Origin of the sequence: Psychrobacter sp. ASPA161_6 (genome assembly GCF_051970285.1) — a bacterium.
Taxonomy (GTDB): domain Bacteria; phylum Pseudomonadota; class Gammaproteobacteria; order Pseudomonadales; family Moraxellaceae; genus Psychrobacter; species Psychrobacter glaciei.
The window spans coordinates 231,762-247,299 of record NZ_JBEFNJ010000001.1 but is presented as its reverse complement, the minus strand read 5'-3'; the positions used below and the strand labels follow the sequence as shown (position 1 = coordinate 247,299).

Here is a 15,538-nt window from a genome sequence, read left to right as displayed (position 1 = left end):
ATCGATATCAGCAGTGAGTGGTGTATCAATATTACTTCTCACTCACTATAGTTTATTCACCAAGGACATTGATCGGCACTTTCAAATAACGCGTACCATTGTCTTCTGGCTCTGGGAAATGTCCTGCATCAATATTAATCTGTACGGCAGGAATGATAAGGCGTGGCATACCCAAAGTCGCATCGCGGCGCTCACGCATCTGCACAAACTCGGCTTCATTTATACTGTCTTTGACATGGATGTTTTCTAGTTTTTGTGCAGCAACAGTCGCTGTTGGACAGTGCTTACGGCCTTCACCTGGATAATCATGGCACAGATACATGACTGTATCTTCAGGAAGCGCCAACAGCTTTTGAATAGACTGATAGAGCGTTTTGGCATCGCCGCCGGGGAAGTCGCAGCGTGCTGTACCGACATCAGGCGCGAACAAGGTATCTCCAACGAATACCACTGTCTTTTCATCGTCAGTCGCCAGATAAGCCATATCAGCACGTGTATGGCCTGGCACATACATGGCTGTAATGGTGATACCGCCAAGCGCTAGTGTTTCACCCTCGTCGGTCAAAATATCAAACTGACTGGCATCGGTACGAAAACTGGTGTCAAAGTTAAAGATTTGCTTAAAGATTTTTTGTACTTCGGTAATATGCTGACCAATTACTAATTGTCCACCAAGACTTTCTTTTACGTGAATAGCAGCAGATAGATGGTCTGCATGCGCATGCGTCTCGATAATATATTTAAGCGCCCAGCCCTGCTCACGTACGAACTCAATCACTTCATCCACACTACTGGTACTCGTTCTGCCTGACTTGGCATCAAAGTTCAGTACGGGATCGACAATGGCGCACAGTTTCTGTTCGGTATCAGCGATAACGTGAGTATAAGTTTCTGTATCGCTATCTAAAAAAGAATGAACTTGCATAGCTGCCTCTTTGCTTTTATAGGATTGTTTTAACCTTCGAACCATTCTTTAAGTATAATGGATCGTCATATACAATATTTAATTCAAAAAACAATGCATATTGAATGTTTATAAATTATTGCAGTTAATATCAACGCCGCCGACAACATCAGCGGTCAAATTTTTAGCATGCCTTTTTAACATGCTTTCTTAACGTTAATACCAATATAGCAATCACCATACAATTTATCAAATTATATAATGTAAATAAATATAACTTGATGTAAGCTGCGATATCATTGATAATTAACGGTAATCACTCATCACTTTTATAAAAACCACGCGACCTTTATCCTGGTTTTATATAAGGAGCTCACTCTGACAACTTCTACCTCAGCATTGGCTACCTCTACTGACAGTAAGGCCGACCCTATGTCAGTCAATAACGCAGACTCTGTACCGCTAGATCTGGCCAAACAGATGCAACAAGCATCGCTACAAGCCAGCCAATTACTAAAGTCACTCTCGCATCCTGATCGCTTACTCCTTCTCTGTCAATTGACTCAAGGTGAGTATTGCGTTGGTGAGCTTGAGGGCTTGGTCGGTGTTGGACAGCCAAGCTTATCGCAGCAGTTAGGCATATTGCGCAAGGATGAGCTGGTCGCGACACGGCGCGACGGTAAGCAAATTTACTATAGCATCGCCAGCGACGATGCCTTAGCGGTCTTAGAGCTACTTTATCAACGCTTTTGTGCCAAAACAGATACTTAACTGGTTATTGAGTTCTTAGCTGTTTTTAACTTTATTTATTGTGATGACGTATTGATATGACCTCTATCGCTGCTCGCCTCATTCCCACTTGGCTGCGCCAGTATCAGCTGGCTGCCTTGCCAACTGACGTCATCGCTGGGCTGGTGGTGGGCGTACTGGTGATACCGCAAAGCCTAGGCTACGCCGTACTTGCAGGCTTGCCGCCCGTCTATGGTCTGTACGCTGCGATTGTGCCTGTCATCGTCTATGCTTGGCTTGGCTCTAGCAATGTACAAGCGGTCGGACCGGTGGCCATCACCGCTATTATGACTGCCAGTAGTTTGTTGCCTTACGCTGAGCAAGGCACTGAGCAGTATGCCCTAATGGCAAGTCTATTGGCACTGATGGTGGGGTCACTGCTTTGGATCGCAGGACGGCTCAAGCTTGGCTGGATCATGCAGTTTATCAGTCGCGGCGTATCGGCAGGATTTGTGAGCGGTGCGGCGGTTCTCATTTTCGTCAGTCAGCTCAAATACTTAACGGATATCCCGATCGCGGGCAGCAGCCTAATCGGTTATTTATCGACCATGCAGTTATATGCGCGCCAGCTACATCCGTTGACCTTGTTGATTGGCGTGATCGCTTTTGCGCTCTTGGTCGCAAATCGCTACGGTAGCAAATGGGTGTGGCGAACGTGGCTGTCATCCTCATCTGCCAAATGGGCAGAACGCTTGTTTCCCCTTATTTTGCTCGGCATTGCCATTTTACTCAGTATGGCACTGCATTGGGACGCGCGTGGCGTGGCGACTATTGGTAATATTCCGCAAGGGTTACCACGTTTTACACTGCCCCATATACCAGACATCCAAGAAGCGCTCAAACTGTTACCAACCGCAGGATTGATGGCACTTATTATCTTTGTCTCCAGCAGTTCCGTCGCCAGCACCTATGCGCGACTGCGCGGTGAGAAGTTTGATGCCAATCGTGAGCTGACAGGACTTGGACTCGCCAATCTTTCTGGTGGATTGTTTCAGAGCTTTGCCGTGGCAGGCGGGTTTTCACGGACGGCAATCAATGTCGACTCAGGTGCCAAAACTCCACTCGCCAGCCTGATGACGGTGCTGGTGATGATTGCCGCACTAATCGCCTTTAATAGTGCGCTTGCGCCGTTGCCTTACGCCTTGCTTGGCGCAACCATCATGGCATCCATCATTGGCTTGATCGATATTGCGACCTTAAAGTCCGCTTGGCAACGGGATCGCTTAGACGGCGCAAGCTTTATCGCAGCGTTTGTAGGGGTACTAATATTTGGGCTAAATACCGGACTGGTCATCGGTCTCATGGTGTCATTTGCCAGTCTCATCTGGCAATCGAGCCAACCACACGTCGCCATCGTCGGACAATTGGCTGGGACAGGACACTTTCGCAATATCAATCGCCACGATGTCGTCACTTTTCATAATTTATTGATGTTACGTATCGATGAGAGTCTGTTTTTTGGTAATAGCGAATCGGTACATCGGCGCATCTTAAATGCCTTACAACAATATCCCGAAGCGCATGAGCTGATTCTCATTATGGCCGCGGTCAATCATATTGATCTGACCGCGCAGGAAATGCTCAGCACCTTAAATCAAGAGCTGGCCCTGCAAAACAAGCATTTACACTTTAGCTTTATTAAAGGCCCAGTCATGGATGTCATCGAGCACACTCCGCTAATTGCTGAGCTATCAGGACAGGTGTACCTCAGTACTATGGATGCCGTTAATGACCTAAAGCAAATATAAATACGCCCTACTATTTTCGTCAACCATACAATCACTATTGATGTCTGCAACAAAATATCGTTATGATAGAGAGTATAGTATGCTAGCTTGTTGTATGGCTGCACTCAATCTAAACAAGCTAAATCAAGCCGAACTAAAATAAGACAACATTTAGACGTCAAATCGACGCTTTAGTGTTTTTAACATTTTTTAATAAACGTAAATGACCCTTTTTATGACCGATGATTTAACGATTTATAAGCAAATATACCCAAGCCAATGTGTCAAGATTGCTGAGCTGGGCTATCGCTCAGTACTCAATATACGTCCAGATGCTGAGATCGAGACACAGCCTAATAGCTGTGACTTGGCGACTGCAACGAAGCAGGCAAATCTGACGTATCATCACCTACCTTTTGATGATGAGCGCCTGAGTATGCTGACCGTAGAACAGTTTGCCGTCTTTTATCACTCAATGCCCAAGCCCATATTGATGTTTTGTGGTACTGGTGCTCGCGCCAAACTCCTTTATCAAAGCGCGTTGATGCAAGGGCTGCTATAAAACGGCAATAACGCTTACACACCTTCTCTTTAGAAATGACTGCAATAAGCCTAGGCTTAGATGCTGTATTCCTACACTTTACAGCTCACTCTTTCATATAAACAATAAAAGGAGCTCTTATGAGCCACGAAATCAGTATTACGGGACAAATTACCCCTGATCAAGTCCCTATGCTTGCCGAAAACGGCTTCAAAACCATTATCAACAATCGTCCTGATGGCGAAGAGCCTGGACAACCTACCAGCGCTGATATCGAAGCAGCTGCTAAAGAAGCAGGACTTGCTTATAAAGAAGTCTCATTCGCCGGTAGTGAGCTCAATCAAAACCACGTTGAGGAGTTTGCTGACTTCTTTAATCAAGCCGAGCAGCCAGTGTTAATATTTTGCCGTACGGGTAACCGCTCAACGGGTATCTACGAAGCCGCTAAGCGCATGGACTTGTTAGACGACTAAGACGAATCTAACAAACGTATAATTGTTTAAAAAACGAAAACGCCCGTCCAAAATTTGGACGGGCATTTTTTTGAATATTACTAAACTATAGACTGGTCAATTTTCAGCATTGGGTACATAATTAAATTTTATTTATACAATTTAATAGGACTTTATGATGCAAAAACCACTTCTCATCATCGGTAATAAAAACTACTCATCTTGGTCGCTACGAGCGTGGCTGTTGCTCAAAGCATTCAATGTTGATTTTGATGAGCAGCTTATCGAATTGTTTCATCCTTCAGCAACATCAATTCTCGATGAGCATGCGCCAACAGGCAAAGTGCCCGTTTTAGTCTATGGTGAAAATGATGACAAGGTTACGGTTTGGGATACCTTGGCGATTGCCATTCATATCAATGATTATTTTACCAACGTAGATGTTTGGACAGGACTGAGTAAGTCTGAGACTAAAAGCCCTACTAGCATCAGAATAAATAGCGCCTATTGCCAAAGCATCGTCGCTGAGATGCATTCTGGTCTAGCGGGTATTCGTAATGAGATGCCGATGAATATCAGAGCGACTGCTAAGATACAACCAAGCAATGCCTGCTTAACTGACATTGCTCGTATCGAAGAGATTTTTGCGGATTGTTTAAAAAATCGCTCAAAAGACAGCTACCTTTTTGGTCAATTCACTGCTGCCGATGCTTTTTTTGCGCCTGTAGTACTACGCTTGCAAACCTATGCTGATGCCTCCAGCATAGAATTAAAGCCGACGACTAAACAGTACTGTGAGACGATGTTAAACAATCCTCATATACAAGCTTGGATCGATTCAGCTTTAAAAGAGACACGCGTCATCGAAGAAGATGAAGCAGGCGAGATAATATCGATAGCTGGCGTATTGGCGAATAAATAGTATCTTGCATAAAAAAACCACTTTAACTCAGTTAAAGTGGTTTTTTCTTTCATGATAAATAAAGCGTACGTGTACTACTGTTTTTGGTCTAACGCTTCTTTTACCGCTTTTTTACCCCATGCGCTCAAATCAAGATCTAACTTTTCATACTCTTGCGCATCGAATAATGGCTCTTTAACCCCTGATTTTAACTGACTTGCAAAGTCGTCAAGTAGACGCTTGGCTCGCGGAAACAACATTATCAAGGCCAATAAGTTTGCTAGCGCTAGCACGCCCATCAACGGGTCCGCAAAGAAGAACACTGCGGTTGCTGCAGGGGCCACTGCGCCCAAGAATAATACCGCAATCACAACAATTCGCAAAATCAGAGTCGCCATTTTGATATTCTTTTTGACCAAAAAGTTAATGGCATTTTCACCCATATAATAGTTATACATGATAGAGCTTAAGGCAAATAACAATATCGATATGGTCAGGATATACTGCGCCCAATCTCCGAGCTGGGTCGTTAGCGCTTGCTGTGCCAGTACAATACCATCAACTTCAGCACCTGGCTGATAGACACCGCTCAGTAAAATCATAAATGCTGTGGCACTACATACGACTAACGTATCAATGAACACAGATAATGACTGCGAGATACCTTGACTCACAGGATGAGTAGCGTAAGCGGTGGCAGCGATATTAGGTGCAGAACCCAGACCTGCTTCATTAGAGAATAAACCACGCTTCATGCCTTGCTCAATCGCCACACCAATACCACCGCCCACGACAGATTCAATGCCAAAAGCATTTTTGACAATCATTACTATCAATGCAGGCAATTCTGTAAAATTAAATGCAATAATAATAAGTGCCATACTGATATAAATTAATGCCATAACAGGAATGACAACGTCGGCCACTTTAGCAATGCGCTGAATACCGCCAAAGACAATGAATCCACCTGCAATCACCAGTACTACACCTGTTATCCAGCGGTCAATCCCAAAACTTTCAAGAGCAGATCCTGCCACCGTATTGCCTTGAAACGCCACAAACCCGATAGAAAAAGACAGTAGTAGCGAGATCGCATAGATGATGGCGAGCCAGCGATAGTCTTTACCTAAGCCATGTAAAATATAGGTCGCAGGGCCACCGCGAAAGTTACCATCAGTATCTCTACGCTTGTAAAGCTGGGCTAAGCTACACTCAACAATGCTAGTCATCATTCCAATTAAGGCCACAACCCACATCCAGAATACCGCTCCCGGACCCCCTAAAGAGATTGCAACCGCAACGCCAGCAATGTTACCGCCGCCAACACGTCCACCAATAGAAACGAGCAACGCCTGACGGGCAGAAATTCCGTCGTCTCCTACCTCATCCGTTTTAAATACACGGAACATACGTTTAAAATATCTAAACTGGGCAAATCTACCCACGATGGTAAATAATAAACCAAAAATAACTAACATAGGGATAAGTGCCCAGCCCCACGTTAGATCCCCGACTAGAGCAAAAAAAGCTTCAATATATTCCATGCCTATTTTCCTTATAGTTCATGATCATATGATAGGTTTTATTGAGCTCATTATTGCATCAACAACACGAGTTTGTAACGTAAATACTGATATTTTCTGAGAAAAATCGCGTTATTGGTTTACTTAAATTACCATTTTCTAAATATTAGGATTTGTTCTATATAGACGTATCTATACGATAGCACAAAAAAACCACCTCAAAAGAGGTGGCTTTTCAAATTCAAACTAATGTCAAACTTACTGCATAACCAAGTATTCAAACGCTGACAATGCTGCTTTACTACCCTCACCCATCGCGATGTTAATCTGCTTAAATGGCACAGTCGTGACGTCACCACAAGCAAAGATACCTTTGCGATCCGTACGGCAGCGCTCATCAATCTCAATTTCACCAAAGCGGTTTAAATCCACGAAGCCTTTGACAAAGCTAGTATTGGGTACTAAGCCAATCTGTACAAAGACACCGGACAAATCACGCTCATGGGTTTCACCTGTTTTGCGATCTTCAAAGACGATGGAGCTGACTTTACCATCAGTGGCCTTAATCTCTTTGGTCGCCGCCCCAGTGATGAACTCGATGTTTGATCTCTCTTTGGCTTTGTTGATCAATACCTGATCCGCTTTTAGCTCATCAGCGAACTCAAGCACGGTCACATGCTTCACAATACCGGCAAGGTCTAACGCCGCTTCGACACCAGAGTTACCGCCACCGATGACAGAGATTTCTTTACCTTTAAAGAACGGGCCATCACAGTGGGCACAGAAAGCCACGCCTTTACCAATATTCTCTTCTTCACCTGGTACACCAAGCTTGCGCCATTGGGCACCCGTCGCTAAGATAATACTGCGCGTCTCAAAAGTCTCACCCGTATTTAGATGAATACTATAGTTTTCTTCCGACGTCTCGCCGATTTCTTTAACGCTGACGTGCTCTTTTAGCGTGATGTTGTATTCGCCTAAATGTTTGACGAAGTCTGCTGATAGATGTGTACCTGTCGTCAATGGTACAGAAATCAAGTTTTCGATATCTTGCGTATCTTTGACCTGCCCACCGATCCGATCAGCGACCATGGTCACTTTTAGACCTTTACGCGCGGTATAAATGGCAGCAGCGACCCCAGCAGGACCAGCACCAATGATAGTGACATCCTGTTGTTCTAATTGCTCAGCGTCGTCTTCCACTTCTGACAACAAGTCAGGGAACTGCTCTTGCAATTTTCCGATCAACTTAGCCGTATCAATTAGTCCATTAGCAAACGGCTTACCGTTTAAAAATACCGCTGGAACTCCTTGGATGTTATTCGCTTCTACTTGCTCTTGGAATAATGCACCATCAATCATCTCATTGCTGATGTCGTCATTCAATAAGGCAAATTGGTTCAACGCTTGTACCACTTCTGGGCAGCTGTGGCAAGACAATGACACATAGGTCTGGAATTGTAATGGCTTATTAAAGCGTTTGACTAACTTTTGAATACCTTCGTCCAGTTTTAGCGTATGACCACCCGCTTGCAAGATTGCCAAGATAAGCGAGGTAAACTCATGACCACCAGGGATACCGCTAAAGACGATACCAGTATCAGCCAAATCGCCATCAACATGACTGACGACTTTAAAACTAATCGCACTAGGCAAGCTCTCATCAATCGCTTCTGCATCAAAATTGATTTTGTCAGTCGTACCAGCGATTTTGGTCAAAAAGTCAATCAACTCTGCCCGCTTTTCATGCGTACCATTACCTAAGACAAAGGTAATTGGACGGGTCATGTTTTCACTATAGCTCTTGATGGCATCTAATAAACTTTGATCTATCATGTTTGTTCCTCATTATTATTTAATATGTAACGGCAACTAAGCGGTTGCACGTTTAAAGATGGAAAATCTGTAGTAAGTAATATCGTTTAAAGTGTTATTTGGATAAGGCTTGTGCCTTTTGATGTCCCTATTATCATAGGTTCCATAGATTTGAGCAAGCTGAGAAACCCAAACCTTATGTTTTATAAAACCAATCATTAATTGGTATTTATAATTAAATTTAAACTTATAAGAGGATTATTATCATAGTATCAAGATGATTTTTTCGCTACAATCGAATAAGAGCAATAGGAATAATTCCTGTTTCCTAGCGGAAGATTGGCTTTTATGCGTGCTTATCAAAGGCTATTTCTGCTTGTATTAAGCCTTATCACTATTGAGCGTAATAGCGGTTTGGTTGAGTAATAATCAAGTCTCACAATCATAAATCTTAACGACAATGCGCTGATGCTGATCGTTAGCTTGCGCTTCATAACAAGGATGACCAGATGAGAAAGACTGATACAAGGCTAGATAACAAAGAAATTATCGCTGAACTTAAGCAAAAAGACAGCCATTTTGCGAGTGTTTTTGCTGAACATACTCAGCTGGATGAGAAGATCAATTATCTCGAAAAGGATTTGATAAAACATAGCAGCTGTGACGATGAAATAGAACAGATGAAGCGTCGAAAACTACACCTTAAAGATGAAATTTATAAGATAATTGATAAAAACAAAACGCAATCTCACGCTTAATACTTCATTTATTAGGGGCGTGTCCTCATTTTTATCCTATCTGAGCACTTTCGTTCAAATCGAGGATACACCCCAAAATTACTGCTAAGAATTTCTTACATTTAGTTTTATAAATCTTAATTTTATAATCAACAAGTCTCACAATCATAATCTGTCTTAACCACAACGCGTCACTGCTTATGCTAAGCACACGCTAAATAACAAGGATGACAACATGACCATGACTGATAAATGGCAAGATCACAGCGACATCATCGATGAGCTCAAGCAAAAAGATGCGCACTTTGCGAGTATCTTCGATGAACATACTATACTGGACAGGCAAATTAATAAGCTTGAGAATGACGTGGTCAAACACGCCAGCCGCGATGAAGAAATCGAACAAATGAAGCGGCGCAAGCTACAGCTCAAAGATGAGATTTACAAAACCATAGATAAGAATAAAGTACAATCTCAAGCGTAATCGTTCATTTATAACCGATAAATAAAACTAATAAACCTTTAGCTTAAGATACAAAAAGACCCCATCAACGTAGGCTGATGGGGTCTTTACTTATAGCGCTGGTTCAAATTAAGAAAGTAATGAAAACAGCGTTACGTCTTGCTAAATAGTTGGATAACTACTTATGTTTTACTAACCTAGATTTTACCGACTAGGTCAAGACTTGGCTTCAATGTATCGCCGCCTTGTTCCCAAGCTGCTGGGCAAACTTCGCCATCGTTTTCACGGACATATTGTGCCGCTTTTACTTTACGCAGCATGTCTTTTGCGCTACGGCCAATACCGCCAGCATGAATCTCAGCAACCTGAATCAAACCGTCTGGATCGATTAAGAATGTACCGCGCTCAGCTAGACCTGCTTCTTCGATCATCACGTTAAAACCACGAGTGATTTTACCAGTAGGATCGCCGATCATTGGATAATTTACTTTACCAATTGCGTCTGAAGAATCATGCCATGCTTTATGCGTGAAATGAGTGTCAGTCGATACTGAGTATACTTCTACGCCCAAACCTTGTAGCTCTTCGTAATGGTTTGCCATGTCTTCAAGCTCAGTTGGGCAAACAAAAGTAAAATCAGCTGGGTAAAATAGGAAAATCGCCCAGTTACCTTTTACATCTTCTGAAGTGATGGTTTTGAACTCACCGTTTACATATGCATCTGCTGAAAATTCTGGGATTTCTTGATTGATAATAGACGCCATGATTGGCTCCTTTTTTGATTAAGTGTGATTAATTTAATGGTGCTTATTTATTTGATTGTTTCTGTTAAGCCTTGAACTATCTGGGCTACCTGACAAACTATACGCGAATTCTATGGTTAATCCAGTTAAAAGTTTTTAATGTGATGTTTTGTTTTATTAAACTTGTTAAACTATTCTATCTACTTCATGTCATCAGTGTGCTATCGGTAAATCTCGATAATGACCAAGATGCATAAGTATCGTCATTTGCGTGAAAAACAACCAAAAAAGAGGTCTTATGATTACCTTACGTCAACTTGAATTTGCCTTAGCAGTCGCTAAACACCGCCATTTCAAACGGGCAGCAGAAGATTGTAATATTTCGCAGTCTGCCCTGAGCTTAGGTATCGCAGAATTAGAAAAGCAACTAGACACACAGATTTTTGAGCGTAATAACAAACAAGTGCTTATCACTCCTATTGGGCAAGATATCCTGACGCGGGCGCAACGTGTATTCTCTGAAGTGAGCGACTTGACCACCCGTGCGCACAGTCATCAAACGCCGCTTGCCTACCCGATGACCGTGGGTATCATTCCAACGATTGCTCCTTATTTGCTGCCAAAAGTCCTGCCTGCACTGCGAGCCAATTATCCAGAATTTCGCATGACCATCGTTGAGCAACAAACCGAACGCTTGCTTGAGCAAGTGCGTTACGGTCATATTGACACAGCAATCATTGCGCTACCCTATGCCGTAGACGGCTTGCACAGTTTTGAATTTTGGAGTGAAGACTTCTTCGCAGTATTCCCAAAAGACGATGTCCATGCCAAGCTTGACACCATTGATTCTGAGGATCTCGCTACTGCCAATCTTATGCTGCTGGGTGAAGGACATTGCCTGACCGATCAGACGCTATCGGTTTGTCATTTTGATCGAGCGCAAATGAAATCGAGCTTTTCTGACGCTAGCTTAAACACGCTTATTCAGATGGCACTCGCTAATATGGGTACGACCTTAGTACCTGAGATGGCGCTGGATCAACTGCATCTGCAAAACCAAAATGCCGTCGCGGTGCCATTAGCAGAAAAAGGCCCACATCGCCACATCGCCTTTGTCACCCGTTTGAATTATGCCCGTGTCGACGATGTAAATCTATTGGGCAAGGTGTTTAAACAAGCCTTTGAAGATGCAGCTCATCAGGACTGATTTGACCGTTAAAACAATCATGAACTAGGCGTTGTAGAATAGATATGAACGATGTTTCGCACGTAACGTCCGACCTTGGTCAGCATTTCGCCATGCACTTGTCTGTCATCGCTAATGATATTGATCGAGTAGAGGTAGAGATGCTTTGGCAAGCTGTCGCTACCCGTTATAACGAAGCCCATCGCGCTTATCACACCCTGCACCACATTAAGCAGTTGTTTGCGCAGTTTGAACAAATTAAGCACAACCTTTATGAACCCCATATCATCGCTTTAGCACTGTATTATCACGATGTGATATACGAGCCAACACGGGCAGATAATGAGCTTAAAAGTGCAGACTATGCGGTGGAAGCGTTATGGAAATATTTGAGCGCGGAACAATGCCAACATATCTATGCACTTATCATGATGACAGCTACTCATCAACTTGATGCATTAGCAGACGATGATAAGTGCAGCGATGCGGCTTATCTGTTAGATATGGATTTGAGCGTTTTGGGTGCTGCATGGTCTGAATATGAACCGTATGCATCTACGGTACGTAAAGAGTATGCACACGTGCCAGCTACCGATTACTGTATCGGACGAACAGCGGTGTTAAAAGGATTGTTGGCGCATCCAAGACTATATCTGACCGATTATTACTTTGAACGATTAGAAGAGCAAGCGCGAGATAATATCAAGCGTGAGCTTACTTCGCTTGTAGCTTGATAAATAACTCACTGCCTTGACGTGCAGAATGCGAGTTATAGCTGGCTTCCATAATCTCTATATCAAAATACTGCTCAAAACGCTGCTGATATTCATCTTTTGTGCCACCAAAAGGCGGTTCATCACGGCCAAAATCCACATTGAAAAGCAGGCCAACCAGTTTGCCTTGCGGCTTCAATAAGGCGGCCATCTGCTCGACATACTCATCACGACGTGACGGATTTATCGCACAAAAAAACGTCTGCTCGAGCACCCAATCAAATTGATATTGCTCAGGTGATAAATTAAAAAAATCTGCACAAATCAGGTGCGCCGCTGGGAAGTCAGGATAGCGCTCTGCAAACGCATCAATCGGTGCAGGCGCAAAATCAACCAACGTGACATTGGTAAAACCCTGCTCGTGTAGATAGCCAACCTCATAGGCATTGCCTGCCCCTGGCACTAGAATAGCCTGATCTTTAGCAGACGCAGGCAGTTGATCGATGTAAGCTTTTAGCGGTGGTGACACCTGTCCCATATCCCACTGTATGCTACCAGTCTCATAACGCTGCTGCCAAAATTCAGCTTGATTGACGTTGTCCATATGACATCCCTGTATATACCATGCATCTACAATACATCTATCATTCTATTATTTGAATGATAGATGTATTGCGACGTGAGCGCTTATCATAGCAGGTATGTTAGGGTTAACGAATGCCTTTATATCATTTGTGTGAGGCGTTTAATCCAGCTGACCAGACTTGCCTGCTAGCATATCGTGCCACTGCTGATAATCCGGCATCGCTGCCGCTACCGTTTGCCAAAACGCCTTGCTGTGATTGGCATGATGCAAATGACACAGCTCATGGACAATGACGTATTCGGTGCATTCAATCGGGTAAGCAGGAAGATATACGGATAACCAAATTCGACGCGCACGCGTGTTACAACTGCCCCAGCGCGTATGCATCTTCTTCAACCTCACGTCATTAGCAGTAGCACCGACTATCGGTTGCCACTTGGCAAATAGTGCTGGATTTACTTCAGTAAGTTGTTGCCGATAATAAGCGATTTTTTCATCGTGATTTAACCTCAATGATTGTTCGATGCCCCATAAGAGCACGGGGCTATCCGAGGTTGACGCTTTGGGTTTCGGGGTTTGCTTGTGATGATAACGCGCTAACACTTGCGGATGGTTGTCTAGCGCCCATGATACGCGCTTGTCGACAGCTTGGGCGATTTGGCTGGGGCTGATAGACATCGGTACAGAGACCATGAGCGCATAAGGCTTTAGGCGAAAATTGATATTTTTGACGCGCTTTTTGGTCACGTGCAGCACAATACCCGCTTGTACCAGCTGTTGTCTCGCCATATCTAATAAGAGCGACGTACTCTGTTGCGGCATCGTGATGTCTCCCCTGTACCGCTTATGCTAAGACTGCCTGCAAATGATTGTCAAAAGACATATTATGTATTTGACTGTCCTGCACCATAATGTCGGCAGTATGCTTTGAATTTGATTCTGCTACACCCGATGTTTCTACTGATAGAGTATTGACACGTAATCTGGTTAGTTTCCCGTGCCCATCGCTGACGATAAAGCCTGACGCTCCATGATTACTTTTAGTTTGACCAGATGCCTGACCAGCTACTAGCGAAGCTCCTGCACAATCCGGCAAACGCACAGCATCAATCAGCATGCGTGTGTTTAAATCATAAATCGCTGCACAGCCACCAATTGGTGTGGTCACACATAACAAATTGCGCTCACTATCAACCGCCACACTGGCAATGTATTGATGGAAGCATTGCCAGTGATTATTGGGCATAACCAATGATTTAAAGTCAGAATCACCGCGATGATGGGTCAGCACTAACGGCACATTGATATGTCTCTCACCCTGAAATTGAATACCAATCATCACCGTGCCATCGTCATGTATGGCCAAATGACGCACACTCATCTGATTGTGTTCAGGGATAATTTGCTCAAGCAGCGTCCCGTCATGACGACTCAGATAAGTCAGCGATGGACGCATGGTATCGAGATTCAGCTCTTCACGAGAGGCTTGTTCGGTTTTGATACCGCCATTAGCGATGACCAGCGTCTCGCCATCTGGATGCATAATCAGCTCATGTGGCCCAATACCGTGCGAGTCAAATTCGGTTATTTTATTATAGTTATCATGAGCATCGTAGATACCAATTTTACCCGCCAAGCTTATCGTATCATTCTCAGTGACGTATAGCTTTGAGCCATCCAAACTGTAGCAAGCATGCCCATAAAAATGGCGATTAGTAGCCGCTTTTATAGCAAACTTTACCTGTCCTGTCGCTGTGTCTAATACCCAAAAACTTTCACTAGGGCGGCGACCCAACACCACGACATCACGTTGACGGTTATGAGCATTTAATCTGTTTTGAATATTTTGAATATTAGCGATTGGCTGGACAACAATATCGTGGACACGCTCAGGCATGGTCGTCTGCCAAACGATTTGTCGGTCTGCATCGATACCGACTACCCCAAAGCCAGTTTCATCATTATTGTCATCATGACTGTTATCTTTATTTATCAATGAGAGGGTTTTTGGCATGGATGCCACGCCACTGACCCAGCATACTGGACGCGCCAGCATAACGGTGCTATGCATTGCCATCAGGTCAGTGACGGTATTTTTACTATCATGCTGTCTATCATCGATATCATCATGATAAGCCCGTTGCCACGCAGCAGATGCTTGCTGATAGGCGTAGCGACAGCGGATTAGCTGTGGCTTGGGCGATTCTCGCAATGTATACAGCTGAGCACGCACACCCGACACATAATCTTGCAACTTTGCTTCAGGCTGATGCTGCTTGCGATAGTGATGATGGATACCAATCAATGCCGCCGTTCCCAATACGCTACCGAGCGTGGTCAAAGCCGACGTCACCAGCTGCTCATGATTTGAGCGCTTGTTTGCCTGTTTAGGCGCTGCTTTAGATGACGCGCTATGACGTTTAGCTATCGCAGCGGTATGGGCTTCAGAGGTTTGCAT

The 15,538-nt window shown here is 43.9% G+C and carries 16 protein-coding genes; 9 read left to right on the top strand and 7 right to left on the bottom strand.

Translation table 11 applies throughout. From position 1 onward, the window contains the following. Window positions 1–52: 52 nt before the first annotated feature. On the bottom strand, window positions 53–925 hold the full coding sequence (locus tag ACTQ9T_RS01015; protein ID WP_010201548.1) for an MBL fold metallo-hydrolase: 873 nt from the start codon (window positions 923–925) through the stop codon (window positions 53–55). A gap of 411 nt (window positions 926–1,336) precedes the next feature. Here ACTQ9T_RS01015 and ACTQ9T_RS01010 point away from each other — a divergent pair, with 411 nt between their 5' ends. The 5 genes from ACTQ9T_RS01010 (at window position 1,337) to ACTQ9T_RS00990 (ending at window position 5,335) form a co-directional block, all read left to right on the top strand. Then, window positions 1,337–1,675, top strand: a complete 339-nt coding sequence (locus tag ACTQ9T_RS01010) for an ArsR/SmtB family transcription factor (RefSeq protein ID WP_228293161.1) — start codon at window positions 1,337–1,339, stop codon at window positions 1,673–1,675. 56 nt (window positions 1,676–1,731) lie between these two features. Next, complete coding sequence (locus ACTQ9T_RS01005; RefSeq protein ID WP_210540446.1) at window positions 1,732–3,441, top strand: SulP family inorganic anion transporter; 1,710 nt, start codon at window positions 1,732–1,734, stop codon at window positions 3,439–3,441. 214 nt (window positions 3,442–3,655) lie between these two features. Then, complete coding sequence (locus tag ACTQ9T_RS01000; RefSeq protein ID WP_010201552.1) at window positions 3,656–3,982, top strand: beta-lactamase hydrolase domain-containing protein; 327 nt, start codon at window positions 3,656–3,658, stop codon at window positions 3,980–3,982. Window positions 3,983–4,101: 119 nt separating this feature from the next. After that, a complete protein-coding gene (locus tag ACTQ9T_RS00995) occupies window positions 4,102–4,434 on the top strand; it encodes a TIGR01244 family sulfur transferase (RefSeq protein WP_010201553.1) in 333 nt (110 codons plus the stop codon). Window positions 4,435–4,591: 157 nt separating this feature from the next. Continuing rightward, complete coding sequence (locus ACTQ9T_RS00990) at window positions 4,592–5,335, top strand: glutathione S-transferase family protein (RefSeq protein ID WP_440463801.1); 744 nt, start codon at window positions 4,592–4,594, stop codon at window positions 5,333–5,335. A 74-nt stretch (window positions 5,336–5,409) separates the two neighbouring features. Here the strand turns inward: ACTQ9T_RS00990 and ACTQ9T_RS00985 are convergent, their stop codons facing one another. Together ACTQ9T_RS00985 and ahpF are read right to left on the bottom strand one after the other, a co-directional pair. Beyond that, window positions 5,410–6,858 carry an alanine/glycine:cation symporter family protein gene (locus ACTQ9T_RS00985; RefSeq protein WP_440463800.1) on the bottom strand — a complete coding sequence of 483 codons (1,449 nt, stop codon included), beginning with the start codon at window positions 6,856–6,858 and terminating at the stop codon, window positions 5,410–5,412. A gap of 237 nt (window positions 6,859–7,095) precedes the next feature. Beyond that, window positions 7,096–8,673: an alkyl hydroperoxide reductase subunit F gene (gene ahpF / locus ACTQ9T_RS00980; protein ID WP_440463799.1), complete on the bottom strand. Its 1,578-nt coding sequence runs from the start codon at window positions 8,671–8,673 to the stop codon at window positions 7,096–7,098. A gap of 488 nt (window positions 8,674–9,161) precedes the next feature. Here ahpF and ACTQ9T_RS00975 point away from each other — a divergent pair, with 488 nt between their 5' ends. Both ACTQ9T_RS00975 and ACTQ9T_RS00970 read left to right on the top strand, forming a co-directional pair. Further along, a complete protein-coding gene (locus ACTQ9T_RS00975; protein WP_440463798.1) occupies window positions 9,162–9,410 on the top strand; it encodes a YdcH family protein in 249 nt (82 codons plus the stop codon). A 214-nt stretch (window positions 9,411–9,624) separates the two neighbouring features. Further along, a complete protein-coding gene (locus tag ACTQ9T_RS00970; protein ID WP_440463797.1) occupies window positions 9,625–9,873 on the top strand; it encodes a YdcH family protein in 249 nt (82 codons plus the stop codon). Between the two features lie 176 nt (window positions 9,874–10,049). On the opposite strand, the gene ahpC is transcribed toward ACTQ9T_RS00970, so the two are convergent. Then, entirely contained in the window at window positions 10,050–10,616 is a 567-nt protein-coding gene (ahpC, locus tag ACTQ9T_RS00965; RefSeq protein ID WP_010201562.1) for an alkyl hydroperoxide reductase subunit C, read from the bottom strand. Window positions 10,617–10,893: 277 nt separating this feature from the next. Between ahpC and ACTQ9T_RS00960 the strand changes: the two genes are divergently transcribed. Next, window positions 10,894–11,802, top strand: a complete 909-nt coding sequence (locus ACTQ9T_RS00960) for a hydrogen peroxide-inducible genes activator (protein ID WP_210540453.1) — start codon at window positions 10,894–10,896, stop codon at window positions 11,800–11,802. Between the two features lie 44 nt (window positions 11,803–11,846). Then, on the top strand, window positions 11,847–12,515 hold the full coding sequence (locus tag ACTQ9T_RS00955) for an HD domain-containing protein (protein ID WP_440463796.1): 669 nt from the start codon (window positions 11,847–11,849) through the stop codon (window positions 12,513–12,515). On the opposite strand, the gene ACTQ9T_RS00950 is transcribed toward ACTQ9T_RS00955, so the two are convergent. The 3 genes from ACTQ9T_RS00950 to ACTQ9T_RS00940 all read right to left on the bottom strand — a co-directional run bounded on the left by ACTQ9T_RS00950 (window position 12,496) and on the right by ACTQ9T_RS00940 (window position 15,538). Next, window positions 12,496–13,098 carry a methyltransferase domain-containing protein gene (locus ACTQ9T_RS00950; protein WP_440463795.1) on the bottom strand — a complete coding sequence of 201 codons (603 nt, stop codon included), beginning with the start codon at window positions 13,096–13,098 and terminating at the stop codon, window positions 12,496–12,498. The genes ACTQ9T_RS00955 and ACTQ9T_RS00950 overlap by 20 nt on opposite strands. Before the next feature lie 141 nt (window positions 13,099–13,239). Next, window positions 13,240–13,902, bottom strand: a complete 663-nt coding sequence (locus ACTQ9T_RS00945) for a M48 family metallopeptidase (RefSeq protein WP_440463794.1) — start codon at window positions 13,900–13,902, stop codon at window positions 13,240–13,242. 22 nt (window positions 13,903–13,924) lie between these two features. Further along, entirely contained in the window at window positions 13,925–15,538 is a 1,614-nt protein-coding gene (locus ACTQ9T_RS00940; RefSeq protein WP_440463793.1) for a DUF1513 domain-containing protein, read from the bottom strand.